Here is a 16,618-nt window from a genome sequence, read left to right on the forward strand (position 1 = left end):
CGGAACCGCAGGCCCTCGGGACAAGCCCGAGGGTGACGGGATCAACGGGCCTCAAGTCGCGCGAACCGCGCTAGGCCCACTTGGTTCAGTGCACCACCCGGCGTCGCCCGAACGCAGTCCCCGTCAGCAGGGTCTTGATGAAGAAGAAGATGGCGATGACGATGGCGTAGCCCAGGAACAGGGCCAGGGCCGTCATCCAGAAACCGACGGTCAGGATCGCCGGCAGGGCGAACTCGCCCCCGTTCAGCACCGGCAGGATGGCCAAGACGATAAGATGCACCAGGGTCGCGCCCAGGGCCGTCGAGGCCAGCGACCGCCAGTCCACCATCAGCAGGGCGGCGATGATGGCGATGATCAGCCCCATCACCTGGTTGACGCCGTCGAAGCCGGCGCTGGCCAGACCCGCGATTCCGCTCAGGAAGTCGCCGATCTGATCGATCAGATTTTCCACGTCGTCACTCCTGCAAAGAAAGTTGGAAAAAACGTCCCGGCCAAGCTTGGACGGTTCGTATCGGTTAACGCCGTCCGTGCTTAAAGGCTCCCCTTGAAGGATATGCCCCCGCCTGAGGGACGGATCGCAGGATCGACAGGACGATATGAAGGCCCGTACCAGCGTCGAAGACATCGCCGGCGGCATCGCGCTCAGGATCGCGGCGGCGGGCGCCTTTTCGATCATGACGGCGACGCTGAAACTGGCCTCGTTCGACGGAGTGGTGGCGGCCGAGATGCTGTTCTACCGCGCCTTCTTCGGTTTGCCGGTCGTGGTGATCTGGGTGCTGACCCAGCCGGGCGGCCTGGCGGGACTGACGACCCGTCGCCCCTGGGCGCTCGCCGGCCGCAGCGCCCTGGGCATCGTCTCCATTCTCTGCCTGTTCCAGACCCTGACCCTGTTGCCGCTGGCCGACGCGACGACGCTCAGCTTCACCTCCCCCATCTTCGCCACCCTGCTGTCCTTCCTGATCCTGAAGGAGGCCGTGGGCCCGCGCCGCTGGGCCGCCGTGGCGGTCGGCTTTATCGGGGTGATTATCGTCATGCGGCCCGCCACGCTGATCTCAGGCGGCGGCGACCACGCCATTCCCCTGGTCGGGATCGGCTTCGCCCTGGCCGGCGCCCTGCTGACGGCCGGTGTCACCATCACCCTGCGCCAGTTGCGCGACACCGAACATGTCGCCGCCATCGTCTTCTGGTTCTTCGCCGCCTCGTCCGTGGTGGGGGCGATCCTGCTGATCTTCGTGGGCAGGATGCACGCCCCGGCCACCTTCGGCCTGCTGATCGGTTCGGGTGTCGCCGGCGGTCTGGCTCAGCTGTGCATGACCGCCTCGCTGCGCGCCGCCCCGGTCGCGGTCGTCGCCCCCTTCGACTATCTCCAGATCGTCGGCGCGGTCGTCTTCGGCTGGTGGCTGATGCACGCGACGCCCAGCGCCAACACCCTGGCCGGCGCCGCCCTCATCGCCGCCAGCGGCCTCTACACCGTCTGGCGCGAACACGTCCGCCGCAAGAACGCCCTGATGCAGACGACCGCCCCGCCGGTTTAGGGCGAGTGCGCGACCGTCAGCGAATGAAGTAGCCGATCACCTTCCAGCTCCCGCGCTCGCGCATCAGGACTGCGGTCTCGACGGACTCCGTCTTGTCGCGAAACGCCGTCCGGTACTGAATGACCTGATATTCCCCGGCGGGCAGTCCCGAAAGCGTGGTGGACGGGGCCACGCTGATCTGGGTCCGAGACACCACGGGCCCGACCGTCGCGCGCACCGAAGCCACGGTCGAGGCCCAGTCCGCCTGCGTCACCTGGGCCTGGAACAGGCTCCCTGCCGCATCCCAGCTGTCGACCCACTGTTCCCGGTCCAGCAGGGCGATCCAGGCCAGGGCCGCCTCGGCCCCCTCGCCGGGCTCAGCCGCTTCGACAGACGAGACGGGCCTAGGCGGCGAATTCGTCGGCGCGGCAGCGGGTCCGGCGGCATAGGTGAAGATCAGGGCGGCGACGGCGAGCGACAACATGACGGCGAGTCCTCCGATAATCCATCGGGTCGAGGAGATGACCCGACGGCTTTGCGATGAAGCGGCGACTCTGACACCCTCGGCTGTCGGGTCTCCCCCTAATTCCTTGTCTCCAAGAAATTCGGGTCGCTCCATGTAGGCCTCCGACGCGCCTCCCGCCTCGGCTTCCACAAGACGCCTCGCTGCGGCCCGGCTGCTCGACAGCCCCAGCTTGTTGCGCGCCGAACGCAGCCGCTCGTTCACCGTATGGACGGACAGATCCAGTTGGCGGGCGACGGACTTGGCGTCATGCCCTCGAGCCAGAAGCCGCAGGGTCTCCTTCTCCCGCTCGCTCAGGGACTGCAGCGCCTCGTTCATCCCGTCCTCCTTCGACGAGACGAGCCTAGGCGGCCGACGTCCACACCGCCACCCTCAGGCGAAACGGCCTGATCGGCGCCTGGCGCAAAACACGTCCGCCGCAAAGACAGCCTGATGCAGACGACCGCGTCGCCGGTAGTCGGGCTGCTGTCAGGTCAGCGCCATCATGCCAAGGGTGAGAAAGAGGGCCGCGATAGGCAGGATCACCCAAGGCGCGCTCGAACCGGTGATCAAATGGGCCACCATGTTCAGAGGTATCATTACGGCTAGCCAGAAGACGGTGCGTCTGGCGATCAGCGACCAGATTCCTGACTTCCGCACCATATCGTTTTCCTGTCCCTACCGCCCCGTCGACCCAAACCCGCCCGCCCCGCGCGCCGTCTCGTCCAGCGTCTCGACCTCGACCCAGTCGGCGCGTTCGTGCCTGGCGATCACCAGCTGGGCGATCCGTTCGCCGCGACGGATGACGAAGGGGTCGGCGCCGATATTGGCCAGGATCACGCCGCACTCGCCGCGATAGTCGCTGTCGATGGTGCCCGGCGCATTGGGGCAGATGATGCCGTGCTTCAGCGCCAGACCCGAGCGCGCCCGCACCTGGGCCTCGTAGCCCAGCGGCAGGGCGATCTTCAGCCCTGTGGGCACCAGGGCGCGCTGGCCGGGCGCCAGGGTCATCGGCTGGTCTTCCGGCACGGCCGCGCGCAGATCCATCCCGGCCGATCCCGCCGTCTCATAGGCCGGCAGGGGCAGGCCCTCGGCATGGGGCAGGCGCAGGATCTGGATGGCGGTCTCGGTGGTCATTGGACGCTCTTGAAATGGTCGGCGATACGGGCCGCGACGGCCTGGGCGATCGCGGTCTTGGATTGGCGGGGCCAGGTTTCGGTCTTGTCGGCGGTGACCAGCAGCACGGCGTTGCCGTCCGAGCCGAAGACGTCGTCGGACACGTCGTTGCCGATGATCCAGTCGCAGCCCTTGCGCGACAGCTTGGCCCGGGCGTTGGCCTCCAGGTCCGTGGTCTCGGCGGCGAAACCGATGACCAGGGAGGGTCGGTTCGGGCCCGGCGCGGCGATCCCGGCCAGGATGTCGGGGTTCTCGATCAGGGCCAGGGTCGGCGGCCCGCCCGGCCCCTTCTTGATCTTGCCGCCCGCGATGGTGTCCACGCGCCAGTCGGCCACGGCGGCCGACAGAACGGCGATGTCGGCGGGCAGGGCGGACTGGGTCGCCGCCTGCATCTCCAGCGCGCTCTCCACGTCGACTCGCGTCACGCCCACCGGCGCGCCCAGGGCCGTGGGCCCGGACACCAGGGTCACCTCCGCCCCCAGTTCGGCCAGGGCGGCGGCGATGGCGTAGCCCTGTTTGCCGCTGGAGCGATTGGTCAGGCCCCGCACTGGATCGATAGGCTCGAAGGTCGGCCCGGCCGTAACCACCGCCTTCTTTCCCGCCAGGGGCCGTCCGGCCGCACCGGCCAGCAAGCCCTGAATCGCCTCCAGGATCGCCGCCGGCTCGGCCATCCGGCCGGGTCCGTATTCGCCGCAGGCCATCTCGCCGTCGTCCGGCCCGACCACGGCGACGCCATGGAAGCCGGGAAAGGCCTTCAGACGCTCCATATTGGCCTGGACCGCCGGATGCTCCCACATCCGCACATTCATGGCCGGGGCCAGCAACACCCGCTTGTCCGTCGCGATCAATGTGGTCGAGGCCAGATCGTCGGCCAAGCCGTTCGCCGCCTTGGCGATCAGACCCGCCGTCGCCGGCGCCACCACCACCAGATCGGCCCAGCGCGACAGCTCGATATGGCCCATGCTGGTCTCGTCGTCGGGGTGGAACAGCCCCGACCGCACCGGATGGCCGCTCAGCGCCGCCAGCGACAGCGGCGTCACGAACTCGGCCCCGGATTCGGTCAGGATCACCCGCGTCTGGCCGCCCGCCTTGGCGATCAGCCGCACCAGCTCCAGCGCCTTGTAGGCCGCGATGCCGCCGCCGACGATCAGCAGGATTTTGCGGTTCGAGAGGGGGCGATTGTCCATGACCTCGGTCTAGCCGCCCCGCGCGACGCCGTCGAGACGGAGGAAAAGAACATTGCAGGAACATAAAGGTTGTGCTTGTATCGCGTCAGGCGGGCATTTGATGGAGGGACGGGATGACTGCGAACCAGCGACAGCGCGCGGCGATAGCTCTGGCGACGGCGGGACTGTTGGTGACGGGGCTGGCGGCCTGCGACAACGCCTCGGCGGTGCAGACGCGGGACCGGACGGCCGAGGCCGCGCCCATCGGCCTGGCCATGACCGCGACGGAAACCGCGGACGGTTCGGCGGCGGCCCAGCCCAAGCCGGTCCTGACCAACGGGCGGCGCGAGACCGTCGACGCGAAGATCGCCCGGCTTTATCAGCGCAATGGCGCCGATTTCGGCGCCACCTCGGCCGGGGACTATCTGGACAAGGTCACGGCCTTCACCGCCAAACCGCCGCGCGACGCCGAGACGGTGAAACGGCCCAATGGCGACACCCTGATCTATCAGGCCTCGACCAACACCTTCGCCGTGGCGGCGCGCGACGGCACGCCCCGCACCATGTTCAAGCCGACCACCGGCGCCGACTACTGGGCCGAACAGAAGGCGGCGGCCCCGACCTCCGGCCAGAGGCGGCAATCGACGCAAGGCGACGGCTGATATAGACGGCGGGGTCCGACCCTGATCTGGAGCCCGCCCGATGTCCGACGCCCCCTCTGGCGAAAAGCCGCTGCTGAAGACGGCGCTGATCTATGATTTCGACGGCACCCTGGCGCGCGGCAATATGCAGGAGGTCAGCTTCATCCCCTCCGTGGGCATGGGCATCGGCGCCTTCTGGGAAGAAGCCGAACGCCTGACCAAGGAGGCCGACGGCGACGGCATCCTGATGTATATGCAACTGATGCTCCACCACGCGCGCCAGAACGGGGCGCCGGTGACGCGCGAGACCCTTCGCCAGCACGGCGAGGCGGTGGCCCTGTTCGAAGGGCTGAAGGATCTGAGCTGGTTCGACCGGATGAACGCCTTCGGGGCGCGCTACGGGCTGGAGATCGAACACTATATCGTCTCCGCCGGCCTGGAGGAGATGATCGACGGCACGCCGATCCGCCCCGCCCTGAACCACGTCTTCGCCTCCCATTACGTCTATGACGAAAAGGGCGAGGCCGCCTGGCCCGCCGTGGGCGTCAACTACACCACCAAGACCCAGTACCTGTTCCGCATCAACAAGGGGGTGAAGAACCACTGGGAGCACGAGCGGATCAATCATTTCATCCCCGACGACCAGCGGACGGTGCCGTTCGACCGGATGATCTTCATCGGCGACGGCGACACCGACGTCCCGACCATGAAGATGATGCACACCAAGGGCGGCTTCTCGATCGCCGTCTACGACCCCCGCTCGAACGAGAAGGACCAGAAGAAGGTCTATTCCCTGATCTCGGAGGACCGGGTCAATTTCGTCGCCGCCGCCGACTATCGCGAGGGCTCGGCCCTGGACCTGATCGTCAAGGGACTGATCGGCCGAATCGCCATCAATGTCGGCGCCATGCCGGCGGGCCTCTGAAACAGACCTAGCGTCCGCCGGCCCGGAGCCAGGCGTCGCGGGCCGCGACCAGCCGGGCGGGGGCAAGGCCGCGCAGGGACTTGGCGCCGGTTTGTCGGGCGCCCGCCTCCTGTCCCTTCTGCCAGACCACGACGGCGGGATAGGCGACGCCCTGGGCCACGTCGACCACGACAATCTCGGTCGGCAGGGCCGCGCCGCGATCCAGTCTCAGCCGAAGGCCGTTGTCCGAAAGGTCGACGATGATACAGGCCGTCTCGACGCCGGGCGCGCAGACGATTCCGCGCGCATTGACGATGTGACGCGGCTGCGACCGTCGATCCGCTGAAGACGCGGGCTTGGATCCGAACATACTCGTGGCCTCAGAACGTGCAGCCTGGACTGACCGACCGCGCCGCGATCCCGACGGTCTGCGGCCGGCTTCCAGCGCGCCTGGAAAGGCAATGCGCCGTCAAAGCTCCAGCGTCCAGAGCAGGCTTGCGGCCCGCTCGGCCAGAACCGGCACGCCCTGTTCCCGGGCCGTGAGAATCGCCTCGTTCAGGATCAGGGGCAGATGGCTCGGCGCCGGTCCGCCCAGCCGATGACGGGCCAGGGCCAGCTCGGCCAGACCGATCTGATCGGCCGTCCAGTCCAGCGGGGCCGCCTCGACGACTCGCTTGCGCAGACGGACTTCCAGCAGGTCCAGACCGGCGAGGTCGCGCACCAGTTCGGCCAGGGCGATCTCGCGCGCCATGCGGCGCTCGCGAACGAGGGCGCCGACGATCAGGCCCTGACCTTGGGTGAGGAGTTCGGCCTGGTTCAGAAGCATCAGGGGCACGGCGTCATCGCCCGCGCGCAGCATCTGAATCACAGCCCAGTCCAGCGGGCTGTGATCCGCCGTAAACTGGTCGGCGGCGGCGTCGAACATGGCCCGTCCCTGAGCGCCGGCCTCCTCGTGATCGGCGATGGCGGCCAGGGCCGACAGGCCCGCGCCGCAGAGCGCCAGCGCCCGAGCGCGCGTCAGCGGGCGCTGGTCGGGCGAAGCGGCCTCGACCAGGGCGCCCAGATCCCGCCCGGCCTGGTCGAGCAAGCGCGCGTCGCGCTTCATGACCCCCGCCTCCAGCGCCAGGCTCGCCCGGTCCAGCCTCAGGTCGGCGTCGCTCGCACCCGCGCCGTGCTGCGCCGCGTCCATCAGGGCTGCCGCGTCCAGCAAGGCCGCGGGATCCCCGGACAGGCGCGCCTTGCGCGCCGTCAGCCGCGCATGGACCGCGGACAGGTCCCCCGTGAGACGGGCGCGCCGAGGCCTGCCGGCCGCACTCAAGGCCGCCAGGGCGCGATCGAGATTGACCGGATCCCCACACAGGTCGAACCGCAACATCAGGGTCTGCGCCCTTTCGACGGCGACCCGCGTCGTCTGGTCGTCGCCCACGGCGGCGCGCGCCAGGCTTTCGACGCAGCGATCCGCGCGGTCAAGGCTGCCGACCTCACCGCTCCGGCGGGCGTGCTCGCGCCACAGCGCGGCGGCGCGGCTCTCGGTCTCGAAGGGCCGGGTGCAGGACACCCGCCCGGCGTCGATGGATTCGCGTCGCGCCTCGACCGCCAGAAGGTCGACGCCGATCAGCTCGATCCAGCCCAGGTCCTCGCTCTCGCGGGCGTTGGCGAAAAGCTTGCGAAGGTCTCGGCCGAACTCGAACATGCGGTGAACGCCTCTCAATCCCGCTTCGGGACGAACGGTGCGTCCCCCTCAGGTCTTAATGCAAACGCGACGCCGTCCCGGCGGTTCAGCTCGGCCTTAAGGATGATTTCAGTTCAGGTCCGGCGTTTTCCGCAGACACCGCTCCAGGGCGGCCCTGGCGGCGGGCGCCTCAGCGCTCAGTTGACGCACGGCTTCAATCCTGGCCCGGGTCTGGTCGGCCTCGGCCGCCGGCGCGGCCTTTCCGGCGGCGCCGCCGACCTGCATCGCCGCCAGGGACCAGAACAGGGCGGCGTCATACAGGCGGCGGCCTTGCGTGCTCTCTCCGCCTTCCAGTTCGGACGCGGCCTGCGTCAGGCCGGCGCAACGGACCGCCTCCTCGTAGGAGACGAGGCCGACGGTCGGCGCCGGCTGAACCAGCAGGCTTGCGAGGGTCAGTGAGACCAACATCGAATGCTCCACGACGTCCCCCCGGACATCGCCCGCATCAGACCACGTTCCCGCGACCACGAGAAGATCGAACGCGGGGCTCGCTTGGACGAGACTGCGAATAACTGCACCCCGACGCGAAAAACCGCTATGCTGCCCTGCAGCAAAACGGCCCGCCGGCCCGGTTCCCGGTCACGGCGAGACCCGCAATGGATCGTCATGCTCTACGCGTTTCACGAACTCGCCTACCAGTCGGCCCTGCCGTTCCGGATCGGCGCCCAGATGGCCCGGCGTTTCTGGACCTCCCCCTTCAACCCGGCGGCGGACACCGCGATCGGCCGCACGGCCTATGCCTCGGCCGAGCTGTTCGAGAGCGTCACGCGACGCTATGGCAAGCCGGACTGGAAGCTGGAGACGGTCGATGTCGGCGGCAAACCTGTCCGCACCACCGAACAGGTGATCTGGCAGAGCCCCTGGTGCCGCCTGGTCCGGTTCGCCCGCAATATCGGCGACCTGAAGCGGGCCGGAAAGCCGGCGTCCGGTCCCGCCGTGCTGATCGTCGCCCCCCTGTCGGGCCATTACGCCACCCTGTTGCGCGGCACGGTGGAGGCCTTTCTTCAGGACCACGACGTCTATGTGACCGACTGGATCAACGCCCGTCAGATCCCGGTGCTGGAAGGCCGGTTCGACTTCTTCGACTATATCGACCACGTGCGGCGGATGCTGGCCGAGATCGGCGGGCGGGCCCATGTGGTCGGGGTCTGCCAACCGGGACCGCCGGTGCTGGCGGCCGGGGCGGTGATGGCCGAGGACGGCGACGACAACCGCCCCGCCTCCATGACCTTCATGGGCTCGCCCATCGACGCCCGCCTGTCGCCGACCGTGACCAACCAGCTGGCGGAGGAGAAGCCCTTCACCTGGTTCCGGTCGAACATGATCCACACTGTGCCCCTGCCCTATGCGGGCTTCGGCCGGCGGGTCTATCCGGGCTTCGTCCAGCTCTACAGTTTCATGTCGATGAACGAGACGCGCCACCGCGACGCCCACTGGGACTATTTCAACAGCCTGATCGACGGCGATGGCGACGGGGTCGAGAAGCACGAGGAATTTTACGACGAATATCTGTCGGTGCTGGACCTGACCGAGGAATTCTACCTCCAGACCATCGACATCGTCTTCCAGCAGCATCTGCTGGCGCGCGGCCTCTTGGAGCATCGCGGGCGCAAGGTCGATCTGAGCAAGATCACCGACATCGGCCTGATGACGGTCGAGGGCGAGAAGGACGACATCTCCGGCGTCGGCCAGACCCAGGCGGCGCACGGCCTGTGCTCCAGCATCCCCGAGGATCAGAGGGTGCTGTACGTCCAGCCCGGCGTGGGCCATTACGGGGTCTTCAACGGTCGTCGTTTCCGCGACGAGATCTACCCCCGCGTCCGCGACTTCATCGCCCAGAACGAGGCCCGCCTTGGCGTACCGCAACGGTCAGCGGCTGCCGCTTGACGAAGGACGGCCGGAACACGGTTCCGGCCCGACGCTGAGCCCGACGCTGAGACTGTCGGTCAATCCCCGCGCCCGGCGCCTGTCGGTGCGGATCGACGCGCGGGCCGGCGAGGCGGTGGTGATCGCCCCGACCGAGCGCGGCCTGGCCCAGGCCGTGGCCTTCGCCCGGTCAAAGTCCGTCTGGATCTCCGAACGTCTGGCGGTGCGGCCCAAAAGCCGGCCGCTGCAGCCGGACCAGGTCATCGCCCTGCGCGGCAAGCCCGTGCGGCTGGAGGCGACGCCCGGCGCCGGCGCAGCCCGCCTGGTCGAAGACGGAACCGTCATCCGCTCGGGCGGCGAGGGCGAGGCCTACGCCCGCCGGATCGAGAACCTGCTGAAGCGCGAGGCGCGCAGCACCCTGTTGGAACGCACCGACCATCATCTGCGCGCCCTGGGCCAGGCGCCGGTCACGGTCTCCATCGCCGACACCCGATCCCGCTGGGGCTCGTGCAGCCCGCACAACCGCACCATCCGCTACTCCTGGCGCGTCATCATGGCCCCGCCCCCGGTCATCGACTATCTGGCCGCCCACGAGGTCGCCCACCTGGTCCACGCCGACCACAGCCCGGCCTACTGGTCGGTCGTCGAACGCTTGGTCGGCGACCACAAGCCCTGGCGCAAATGGCTGAAGGACTACGGCGCGGCCCTGCACGCCGTGGGGCGGTAGAACCCACTCCTCCCCCTTGGGGGAGGTGGCGCGGCGCATAGCGCCGTGACGGAGGGGGCAAACGGCGCGGCTGAGACGACCTTTCAAACAGCGAGCCTGTGTCGCCCCCCTCCACCCCCGCGCGAAGAGCGCGGCGGTCCCCCTCCCCCAACGGGGGGGGATCAGAAGAACAATGGGTCGCTTCGCTTCTCGGCCGGCAAACGGCCTTCGAGCTGTTGGTCCGGCGTGTCGCGCGGGGCGGGCTGGGGCGAGGTGGGGCGGACGACCGGCGGCCTCGACGCCGGTTGAGACGGTTGCTGGACCGGCTCTTCCACATAGGGGGCGCCCAGGCTCGGATCGACCGGCTCGACCGGGGCTCCACCTTCGTCCAGGCCGCCCTGGCCCAGACCCGACATCAGGTCGCCGATCGGGTCCGGCGCAGTCCAGCCCTCGGGCATGGGCGGGCCGTCCGGGATGCGCGGCGCGTTCAGGCGCGGCAGGGCCGCCTCCATGAAGCCCTTCCAGATCGCGGCGGGCGACGAGCCGCCGGTCACGCCGCGCATGGCGGTGTTGTCGTCCTTGCCAACCCAGACGGCGGTGACGAAGCCGCCGGTGTAGCCGACGAACCAGGCGTCCTTATAGTCCGAGGTCGTGCCCGACTTGCCCGCCAGATCGCGCCCGGCGATGGCCGCGCTGCGCCCGGTGCCCGAGGTCATGACCCCGCGCAACATCTGGTTCATGTAGTACAGCGACGGGTTGTTGATCGCCTGACCGCTCTGGCCGCTGGCCCGCTGATATATGACCCGGCCCTGGGGGGTGCGGATGCGGCTGATGCCATAGGCGTCGACCCGGCGGCCGCCGTTGGCGAAGGCGTCATAGGCGGTGGCCATCTCCAGTGGCGAAACCTCGACGGCGCCCAGGGCCATGGCCGGCTCCAGACCGATACGGCTTTCGATACCCAGGCGACGGGCGGCGCGAGCCACGCTGTCGCGTCCGATCTGGTCGGCGACATAGGCCGCCACCGTATTGGTCGACTGGGCCACGGCCTGGGCCAGGGTCATGTTTCCGCTGAAGGTGTTGGAATAGTTCTTGGGCGACCAGTTGCCGATGGTGATCGGCTGATCGACCACCGGGGTCTGGGGCGTATAGCCGGCCTCGACCGCCGCCAGATAGACGAAGGGCTTGAAGGCCGAACCCGCCTGGCGACGGGCGTCGACGGCGCGGTTGAACTGACTGTCGGCATAGGAGCCGCCGCCGATCATGGCCCGCACCCGGCCGTCGCCGTCCAGGGCGACCAGGGCCGCCTGTTCGACGCCCTTGCCCTCATCGCGGTTCAGGATGCGGCGCACCGAACGTTCGGCGGCGGTCTGCAGGGTCAGGTCCAGGGTGGTCTCGACCACCATGTCCTCGGTCGGTTCGCCGACCAGGCCGCGGATCGACTGGTCCAGCCAGTCGATGAAGTACTGGGCGTGCTGGGTCGCCAGAGTGCGCGACACGATGATCGGCTGGGTGACGGCCTCCTCGCGCTGGGCGGCGGTGATGACCCCGGCCTCTTCCATCTCGTTCAGCACGACAGTGGCGCGGGTGGCGGCGCGCTCGCTCTCGGACACGGGCGAATAGCGCGACGGCGCCTTCAGCAGCCCGGCCAGCAGCGCGGCCTCGCCGACCGTCAGATCCTTGGCCGACTTGTCGAAATAGCGCTGCGACGCCGCCTCGATCCCATAGGCGCCGGCGCCGAAATAGACCCGGTTCAGATACAGGGCCAGGATCTCCTTCTTGGAGAATTTCATCTCCAGCCAGACCGCCAGCATCAGCTCCTGCACCTTGCGGCGCAGGTTCTGGTCGGGGGTCAGGAACAGATTCTTGGCCAGCTGCTGGGTGAGGGTTGATCCGCCCTGGACCACCCGGCCGGCGCGCATATTGGTCGCGACCGCCCGCATCATGCCGATGGGGTCGAAACCGGGGTGGTGGTAGAAGCGCCGGTCCTCGATGGCGATGAAGGCCGCCGGCACATAGTCGGGCAGGGCGTCCAGATCGGCGGGCGGCGCCATCTGGGTGCCCCGGGTGGCGATCAGGGCGCCGTTGCGGTCCAGATAGGTGATCGAGGGCTGACGATCGACATTGTACAGGGTCGAGGTGTCCGGCAGGCCGCGCGCAAACACCGCGAAGAAGACGACCAGGAAGATCAGCCCCCAAACGACCAGCACCGCGCCCCAGTAGAGCGCCTGTTGCAGCCGCGTGCGGGCCGGCTTTGCGCCGCCCTGCTGTCCGCCCCCGAACCCTGGACCCGCCATCGAATATCCTCAAGAACCGCGCATCGGCGGGATTAGCCCTACGGATGTGTACCCCGTATGAACCGCCGCCGAAACGGCTCCGCTCAGTTCACGCCAGCGTGAGCGGCTATTTCGCCGAAAGAAAGGCGCGCCGGGCCAGCCAGACGCCGGTCTCGGCCCCATCGCCTTCCACCGACAACCCGGCCTCGCTCAGCAGGGCGCGATAGGCGGCGGGGTCCAGACTGCCGTGATACAGCGGTTCGCCGCGCCATTCGCCGATGGTCTCGCCATGGGCGGGGCCGCTGGTGAACATCAGCCGCCCGCCGTCCGCCACCAGACGGGCCAGGGCGGGAAGGACACGCCCCTGATCCTCGGGCGTCAGATGGAACAGGCTGTGCCAGGCCAGAACGCCGTCGAACACGCCGTCCGGCGGCGGGTCGCGCATGTCGGCGGTCTCCCAGACGCCGGCCGGCAGGGTTTCCCGCGCATGGGCGATCAGGGCCGGCGAGGAATCCCGCCCCACGACCCCGAACCCCCGCTCCAACAGGGCCGCGCCCATCGGCCAGCCCGAGCCGCATCCGACGTCCAGAACGGACGCGCCCGGCGGCAGGTCGGCGACGAAACGATCCAGCCACTTCGCCTCGTCCAGCCCGCGCGCCCCGGAATACAGGGTCGCGCCGCGATCCCTGATCCAGTCGGCCGCCCTGTCCTCGTACAGACCGACGATCCGATCCGCCGCCGGATGACTCATCGCGCCAGGAAGGCGTCCAGCTCGCCGTAAAAGGCCTGGGGCTGGTCCAGCATGATGAAATGGGCGCTGTCGTCGATCCGCTTCAGCGTCACGCCGGGCAGGTTGGTGAAGCTGCTGCGGAAAATCTGATCGGTAATCTCGGGCGTCATGCGCGGATCGTTGAACTTGACGTACATCACCTCGGTCGGGACGACGATACGGGACAATTCAGGCCTCAGATCTGTCACGATCAGTTCGCGGAAGGCGGCGGCTGAGACCTTCTGATCGCTCGTGCGGCTGTCTTCCAGAGGGCCGGCCCGCAAACCTTCGGTCGCGATCATGCCCGTGAGCGACACCGTCGCGCGCTCGTCGTACTCTGCGCGAGGAACATAGGCCATGCTGGCGTAGACCTGATCGGCCATCGTGGTGATCGCCTCGTTCGAAGCGCCAGGCGGCGCGAACATCGCGCCCATGAAGGGGATCATGTCCACCACCATCAGCTTGCCGACGCTGTCGGGATGACGCGCGGCCAGCATCAGGCCGATGGTCCCGCCCATCGAATGACCGACCACGGCAGGCTTCTCCAGATCCTGTTCGGCGATATAGCGGGCGATCTCCTCGGCGACCGGGGCCGCCACCGGGGTCGGCGTCGCGCCCGTCTGGGCGTTGCCCTCAGCCGGGGCCCCCGCGAAGCCCTGGACATGGATCCGGTGCACCCGCCAGCCGGCGCCCAGATGGTCGACCGTGCCCTGCCAGACTTCGGGCGAGGAACTGAGGCCGGGGATCAGGATGATGTCGCGACCGCCCGCTTCGCCGTCCACGCGGACATGGATGCGGTCGGAGGCGAACTCCGCGTGATGATGGCCGTGCGCATGTCCCTTGTCGGGATGAGCCCCATGCCCGTCCTGAGCCTGGACGGCGGAGGCGACGAACAGCATGGCGGCGAGACCTAAGGCGCGAAACATGATGAAACTCCCCTGTGAGACGGCTCTTATGCCGCCTACACTTTGCTTTGTAAAGTTCTCTGCGAGCTGCGAGAGGACAGACCCTGCCTCCCTCTGTTATGAGGCGCTCATGAAGCCTGTAGACGCTCCCCCCGTCCAGTCCCCTCAAGCCGAAGCCGCCCCCTCCAAGGCGGGCGCCCAGCCCTTCGGCAAGGGGTTCGTCTCCGACGCCTGGTATTTCGTCGCCCTGTCGCGCGACGTCGCTCCGGCCGGTTTGAAACGCTATGAGATCATGGGCGAGCCCGTCCTGATCGGCCGCACCCGCGCCGGGGCCGTCTATGCGATGCGCGACATCTGCCCCCACCGCGCCGCGCCCCTGTCGGCGGGGAAACTGGTCGAAAAGCCCGGCGAGGGCGAGACCATCGAATGCCCCTATCACGGTTGGCGCTTCCGCCCCGACGGGGTCTGCGCCGCCATTCCCTCCCTGGTCGAGGATCAGGCGTTCGAGGCCAATCGCATCAAGGTGCGCGCCTTCCCCGTGCGCGAGAGCCAGGGGATGGTCTTCGTCTGGATGGCTTCGGACGCCCGCAACCCCATGGAGCCCGACCACGAGCCCCCGGTCTTCCCCGGCGTCGTCGGGGCGGGGCCGAAACTGGTCGAGACGATGGATTTCGACAGCCATATCGACCACGCCGTCGTCGGCCTGATGGACCCGGCCCACGGCCCCTACGTCCACCAGCAATGGTGGTGGCGGTCCGAGCACTCGATGCACGAAAAGGCCAAGGCCTTCATCCCCGCCGATTTCGGCTGGGCCATGGCGCGCCACGCCCCGTCGTCGAACAGCCGGCTCTACAAGATCCTGGGCGGCGCCCCCGCGACGGAGATCACCTTCCGCCTGCCCGGCTACCGCTGGGAACATATCCAGGTGGGCGAAAAACAGGTCCTGGCCCTGACCTGCCTGACCCCGATCAGCGAGACCAGGACCCGCATCACCCAGATCTTCTGGTCCGACCACTGGGTCTTCGACCTGGCCAAACCCTTCCTGCGGATGGGGGTGGTCGCCTTCCTGAAACAGGACGGCGGCATGGTGAACCTGCAGAACGAGGGCCTGCGCTACGACCCCGCCCTGATCTGGATCGACGACGCCGACAAACAGGCCAAATGGTACCAGCAGCTGAAGCGCGAATGGGCGAAGAGCCGCGCCGAGGGGCGACCGTTCGTCAACCCGATCCAGCCCACGACTCTGCGGTGGAAGAGCTGACACGGCGCACCCTCTCCCGCCGGGAGAGGGCTTGAGCGCCCGAGAGCGTCAGCGATCGGTCTTGCGCGAAAGGGTGAGGGGCACGGTGGTGCGAACTGGCCCACCGCCGCCCCCTCATCCGGCCCTTCGGGCCACCTTCTCCCGCAAGGGGAGAAGGAGAAGAGATTACAACTTCAACCCGTTCTCACCGGCCAGATCGGCCAACTTCACCATCGGGCGCGGGCCCCAGTGGGCGATGACTTCAGAGGCGGCCAGCGAGCCCAGCTTGCCGGCTTCTTCCAGCGTCAGGCCGCGCGCGACGCCCAGCAGGAAGCCGGCGGCGTACTGGTCGCCGGCGCCAGTGGTGTCGATCACCTTGGCGACCGGATAGGCGGCGACCACGACGCGCTCCTCGCCCCGGATCACGACCGAGCCGTGTTCGCCGCGCGTCACGGCGGCGATCTCGACGATGGCGGCCAGTTTCGCGGCGGCGGCGTCGAAATCATCGGTTTCGAACAGGGCGCCCAGTTCGGCCTCGTTGGCCAGGACGATGTCAGCCGACTGTTCGATGAAGCTCAGCAGTTCGGCGCGCCAGCGGGCGACGACGAAGGTGTCGGACAGGGTGATGGCCACCTTGCGGCCGGCCTTGTGCGCGGCAGCGGCGGCGCGTTCGAAGGCGGCGCGGGCCGGGGCCGGGTCGAACAGATAGCCTTCCAGATAGACGATCTGGCTGGCGCCGATCAGGGCCTCGTCGATGTCGTCGGCGTACAGCTGGTTGGCGGCGCCCAGGAAGGTCGCCATGGTCCGCGCCCCGTCCGACAGGACGTTGATCAGGCAGCGGCCGGTGCCGAAGCCCTTGTCGGCCCCGCCGGTCAGGACCGGAGTATCGAAATGGACGCCGGCCGCGCGGATGTCGTGGCTGAACACCTCGCCCAGGACATCATCGGCGATCTTGCCGATATAGGCCGCGCGCCCGCCGAACGAGCCGACGCCCGCCACGGTGTTGCCGGCCGAACCGCCCGAGGCCTCAACCCCCGGCGCCATGGCCTCATACAGGGCGGCGCTGCGTTCGGCGTCGACCAGCTGCATGGAGTTGGGGGCCAGGTCCTGAGCCGTCAGGAAGGCGGCGTCACAGGGGCTGAGCACGTCGACGATGGCGTTGCCGACAGCACAGACGTCATATTGGGCGGTGTTCTGGGTCATGGTCGCGCCTTAGCGGTTGAA

Annotated in this window: 18 protein-coding genes; 6 read left to right on the top strand and 12 right to left on the bottom strand. The window is 68.5% G+C overall.

The window, feature by feature from the left end; translation table 11 throughout:
- Nucleotides 1-85 precede the first annotated feature (85 nt).
- A complete protein-coding gene (locus ACVPT3_RS16010; RefSeq protein WP_492041829.1) occupies nucleotides 86-451 on the bottom strand; it encodes a hypothetical protein in 366 nt (121 codons plus the stop codon).
- 145 nt (nucleotides 452-596) lie between these two features.
- On the opposite strand from ACVPT3_RS16010, the gene ACVPT3_RS16015 reads away from it, so the two are divergent.
- Nucleotides 597-1,535 carry a DMT family transporter gene (locus ACVPT3_RS16015; protein ID WP_492041830.1) on the top strand — a complete coding sequence of 313 codons (939 nt, stop codon included), beginning with the start codon at nucleotides 597-599 and terminating at the stop codon, nucleotides 1,533-1,535.
- 16 nt (nucleotides 1,536-1,551) lie between these two features.
- Here ACVPT3_RS16015 and ACVPT3_RS16020 read toward each other — a convergent pair whose 3' ends face one another.
- The 4 genes from ACVPT3_RS16020 to coaBC all read right to left on the bottom strand — a co-directional run bounded on the left by ACVPT3_RS16020 (nucleotide 1,552) and on the right by coaBC (nucleotide 4,379).
- Nucleotides 1,552-2,355 carry a DUF4019 domain-containing protein gene (locus ACVPT3_RS16020; RefSeq protein ID WP_492041831.1) on the bottom strand — a complete coding sequence of 268 codons (804 nt, stop codon included), beginning with the start codon at nucleotides 2,353-2,355 and terminating at the stop codon, nucleotides 1,552-1,554.
- A gap of 150 nt (nucleotides 2,356-2,505) precedes the next feature.
- A complete protein-coding gene (locus ACVPT3_RS16025; protein WP_492041832.1) occupies nucleotides 2,506-2,679 on the bottom strand; it encodes a hypothetical protein in 174 nt (57 codons plus the stop codon).
- 15 nt (nucleotides 2,680-2,694) lie between these two features.
- Complete coding sequence (gene dut / locus ACVPT3_RS16030) at nucleotides 2,695-3,153, bottom strand: dUTP diphosphatase (RefSeq protein WP_492041833.1); 459 nt, start codon at nucleotides 3,151-3,153, stop codon at nucleotides 2,695-2,697.
- Nucleotides 3,150-4,379: a bifunctional phosphopantothenoylcysteine decarboxylase/phosphopantothenate--cysteine ligase CoaBC gene (gene coaBC / locus ACVPT3_RS16035; RefSeq protein ID WP_492041834.1), complete on the bottom strand. Its 1,230-nt coding sequence runs from the start codon at nucleotides 4,377-4,379 to the stop codon at nucleotides 3,150-3,152. The genes dut and coaBC overlap by 4 nt, the downstream gene beginning before the upstream one ends.
- A 113-nt stretch (nucleotides 4,380-4,492) precedes the next feature.
- Between coaBC and ACVPT3_RS16040 the strand changes: the two genes are divergently transcribed.
- Both ACVPT3_RS16040 and ACVPT3_RS16045 read left to right on the top strand, forming a co-directional pair.
- Complete coding sequence (locus tag ACVPT3_RS16040; protein ID WP_492041835.1) at nucleotides 4,493-5,020, top strand: S-type pyocin family protein; 528 nt, start codon at nucleotides 4,493-4,495, stop codon at nucleotides 5,018-5,020.
- A 40-nt stretch (nucleotides 5,021-5,060) separates the two neighbouring features.
- Nucleotides 5,061-5,924: a haloacid dehalogenase-like hydrolase gene (locus ACVPT3_RS16045; protein WP_492041836.1), complete on the top strand. Its 864-nt coding sequence runs from the start codon at nucleotides 5,061-5,063 to the stop codon at nucleotides 5,922-5,924.
- Nucleotides 5,925-5,931: 7 nt separating this feature from the next.
- Here ACVPT3_RS16045 and ACVPT3_RS16050 read toward each other — a convergent pair whose 3' ends face one another.
- From ACVPT3_RS16050 to ACVPT3_RS16060, 3 genes are all read right to left on the bottom strand, one after another.
- A complete protein-coding gene (locus ACVPT3_RS16050; RefSeq protein WP_492041837.1) occupies nucleotides 5,932-6,273 on the bottom strand; it encodes a PilZ domain-containing protein in 342 nt (113 codons plus the stop codon).
- Nucleotides 6,274-6,372: 99 nt separating this feature from the next.
- Nucleotides 6,373-7,596, bottom strand: coding sequence for a hypothetical protein (locus ACVPT3_RS16055; protein ID WP_492041838.1), 1,224 nt, complete (start codon nucleotides 7,594-7,596; stop codon nucleotides 6,373-6,375).
- Between the two features lie 108 nt (nucleotides 7,597-7,704).
- Entirely contained in the window at nucleotides 7,705-8,043 is a 339-nt protein-coding gene (locus ACVPT3_RS16060; RefSeq protein WP_492041839.1) for a hypothetical protein, read from the bottom strand.
- 198 nt (nucleotides 8,044-8,241) lie between these two features.
- Here ACVPT3_RS16060 and ACVPT3_RS16065 point away from each other — a divergent pair, with 198 nt between their 5' ends.
- Both ACVPT3_RS16065 and ACVPT3_RS16070 read left to right on the top strand, forming a co-directional pair.
- Entirely contained in the window at nucleotides 8,242-9,522 is a 1,281-nt protein-coding gene (locus ACVPT3_RS16065) for a polyhydroxyalkanoate depolymerase (protein ID WP_492041840.1), read from the top strand.
- Complete coding sequence (locus ACVPT3_RS16070) at nucleotides 9,488-10,228, top strand: M48 family metallopeptidase (RefSeq protein ID WP_492041841.1); 741 nt, start codon at nucleotides 9,488-9,490, stop codon at nucleotides 10,226-10,228. Before ACVPT3_RS16065 ends, ACVPT3_RS16070 begins: the two co-directional genes overlap by 35 nt.
- A gap of 161 nt (nucleotides 10,229-10,389) precedes the next feature.
- Here ACVPT3_RS16070 and ACVPT3_RS16075 read toward each other — a convergent pair whose 3' ends face one another.
- The 3 genes from ACVPT3_RS16075 to ACVPT3_RS16085 form a co-directional block, all read right to left on the bottom strand.
- On the bottom strand, nucleotides 10,390-12,501 hold the full coding sequence (locus tag ACVPT3_RS16075) for a transglycosylase domain-containing protein (protein WP_492041842.1): 2,112 nt from the start codon (nucleotides 12,499-12,501) through the stop codon (nucleotides 10,390-10,392).
- Nucleotides 12,502-12,607: 106 nt separating this feature from the next.
- A complete protein-coding gene (locus tag ACVPT3_RS16080; RefSeq protein ID WP_492041843.1) occupies nucleotides 12,608-13,231 on the bottom strand; it encodes a class I SAM-dependent methyltransferase in 624 nt (207 codons plus the stop codon).
- A complete protein-coding gene (locus tag ACVPT3_RS16085) occupies nucleotides 13,228-14,175 on the bottom strand; it encodes an alpha/beta fold hydrolase (protein ID WP_492041844.1) in 948 nt (315 codons plus the stop codon). Before ACVPT3_RS16085 ends, ACVPT3_RS16080 begins: the two co-directional genes overlap by 4 nt.
- Nucleotides 14,176-14,284: 109 nt before the next feature.
- On the opposite strand from ACVPT3_RS16085, the gene ACVPT3_RS16090 reads away from it, so the two are divergent.
- The gene (locus ACVPT3_RS16090) at nucleotides 14,285-15,415 is read left to right on the top strand and encodes an aromatic ring-hydroxylating oxygenase subunit alpha (protein WP_492041845.1); all 1,131 of its coding nucleotides are present in this window, start codon (nucleotides 14,285-14,287) and stop codon (nucleotides 15,413-15,415) included.
- A 165-nt stretch (nucleotides 15,416-15,580) separates the two neighbouring features.
- Here ACVPT3_RS16090 and ACVPT3_RS16095 read toward each other — a convergent pair whose 3' ends face one another.
- Entirely contained in the window at nucleotides 15,581-16,597 is a 1,017-nt protein-coding gene (locus ACVPT3_RS16095) for an adenosine kinase (protein WP_492041846.1), read from the bottom strand.
- Between the last annotated feature and the right edge of the window lie 21 nt (nucleotides 16,598-16,618).

The organism is Brevundimonas sp. FV1ps31S (assembly GCF_058681265.1).

Excerpts from the sequence above, each read along its gene's own strand:
- ACVPT3_RS16015 (WP_492041830.1), top strand. The coding sequence starts at position 597 with ATGAAGGCCCGTACCAGCGTCGAAGACATCGCCGGCGGCATCGCGCTC.
- ACVPT3_RS16020 (WP_492041831.1), bottom strand. The coding sequence starts at position 2,355 with ATGAACGAGGCGCTGCAGTCCCTGAGCGAGCGGGAGAAGGAGACCCTG.
- ACVPT3_RS16025 (WP_492041832.1), bottom strand. The coding sequence starts at position 2,679 with ATGGTGCGGAAGTCAGGAATCTGGTCGCTGATCGCCAGACGCACCGTC.
- dut (WP_492041833.1), bottom strand. The coding sequence starts at position 3,153 with ATGACCACCGAGACCGCCATCCAGATCCTGCGCCTGCCCCATGCCGAG.
- coaBC (WP_492041834.1), bottom strand. The coding sequence starts at position 4,379 with ATGGACAATCGCCCCCTCTCGAACCGCAAAATCCTGCTGATCGTCGGC.
- ACVPT3_RS16040 (WP_492041835.1), top strand. The coding sequence starts at position 4,493 with ATGACTGCGAACCAGCGACAGCGCGCGGCGATAGCTCTGGCGACGGCG.
- ACVPT3_RS16045 (WP_492041836.1), top strand. The coding sequence starts at position 5,061 with ATGTCCGACGCCCCCTCTGGCGAAAAGCCGCTGCTGAAGACGGCGCTG.
- ACVPT3_RS16050 (WP_492041837.1), bottom strand. The coding sequence starts at position 6,273 with ATGTTCGGATCCAAGCCCGCGTCTTCAGCGGATCGACGGTCGCAGCCG.
- ACVPT3_RS16055 (WP_492041838.1), bottom strand. The coding sequence starts at position 7,596 with ATGTTCGAGTTCGGCCGAGACCTTCGCAAGCTTTTCGCCAACGCCCGC.
- ACVPT3_RS16060 (WP_492041839.1), bottom strand. The coding sequence starts at position 8,043 with ATGTTGGTCTCACTGACCCTCGCAAGCCTGCTGGTTCAGCCGGCGCCG.
- ACVPT3_RS16065 (WP_492041840.1), top strand. The coding sequence starts at position 8,242 with ATGCTCTACGCGTTTCACGAACTCGCCTACCAGTCGGCCCTGCCGTTC.
- ACVPT3_RS16075 (WP_492041842.1), bottom strand. The coding sequence starts at position 12,501 with ATGGCGGGTCCAGGGTTCGGGGGCGGACAGCAGGGCGGCGCAAAGCCG.
- ACVPT3_RS16080 (WP_492041843.1), bottom strand. The coding sequence starts at position 13,231 with ATGAGTCATCCGGCGGCGGATCGGATCGTCGGTCTGTACGAGGACAGG.
- ACVPT3_RS16085 (WP_492041844.1), bottom strand. The coding sequence starts at position 14,175 with ATGTTTCGCGCCTTAGGTCTCGCCGCCATGCTGTTCGTCGCCTCCGCC.
- ACVPT3_RS16090 (WP_492041845.1), top strand. The coding sequence starts at position 14,285 with ATGAAGCCTGTAGACGCTCCCCCCGTCCAGTCCCCTCAAGCCGAAGCC.
- ACVPT3_RS16095 (WP_492041846.1), bottom strand. The coding sequence starts at position 16,597 with ATGACCCAGAACACCGCCCAATATGACGTCTGTGCTGTCGGCAACGCC.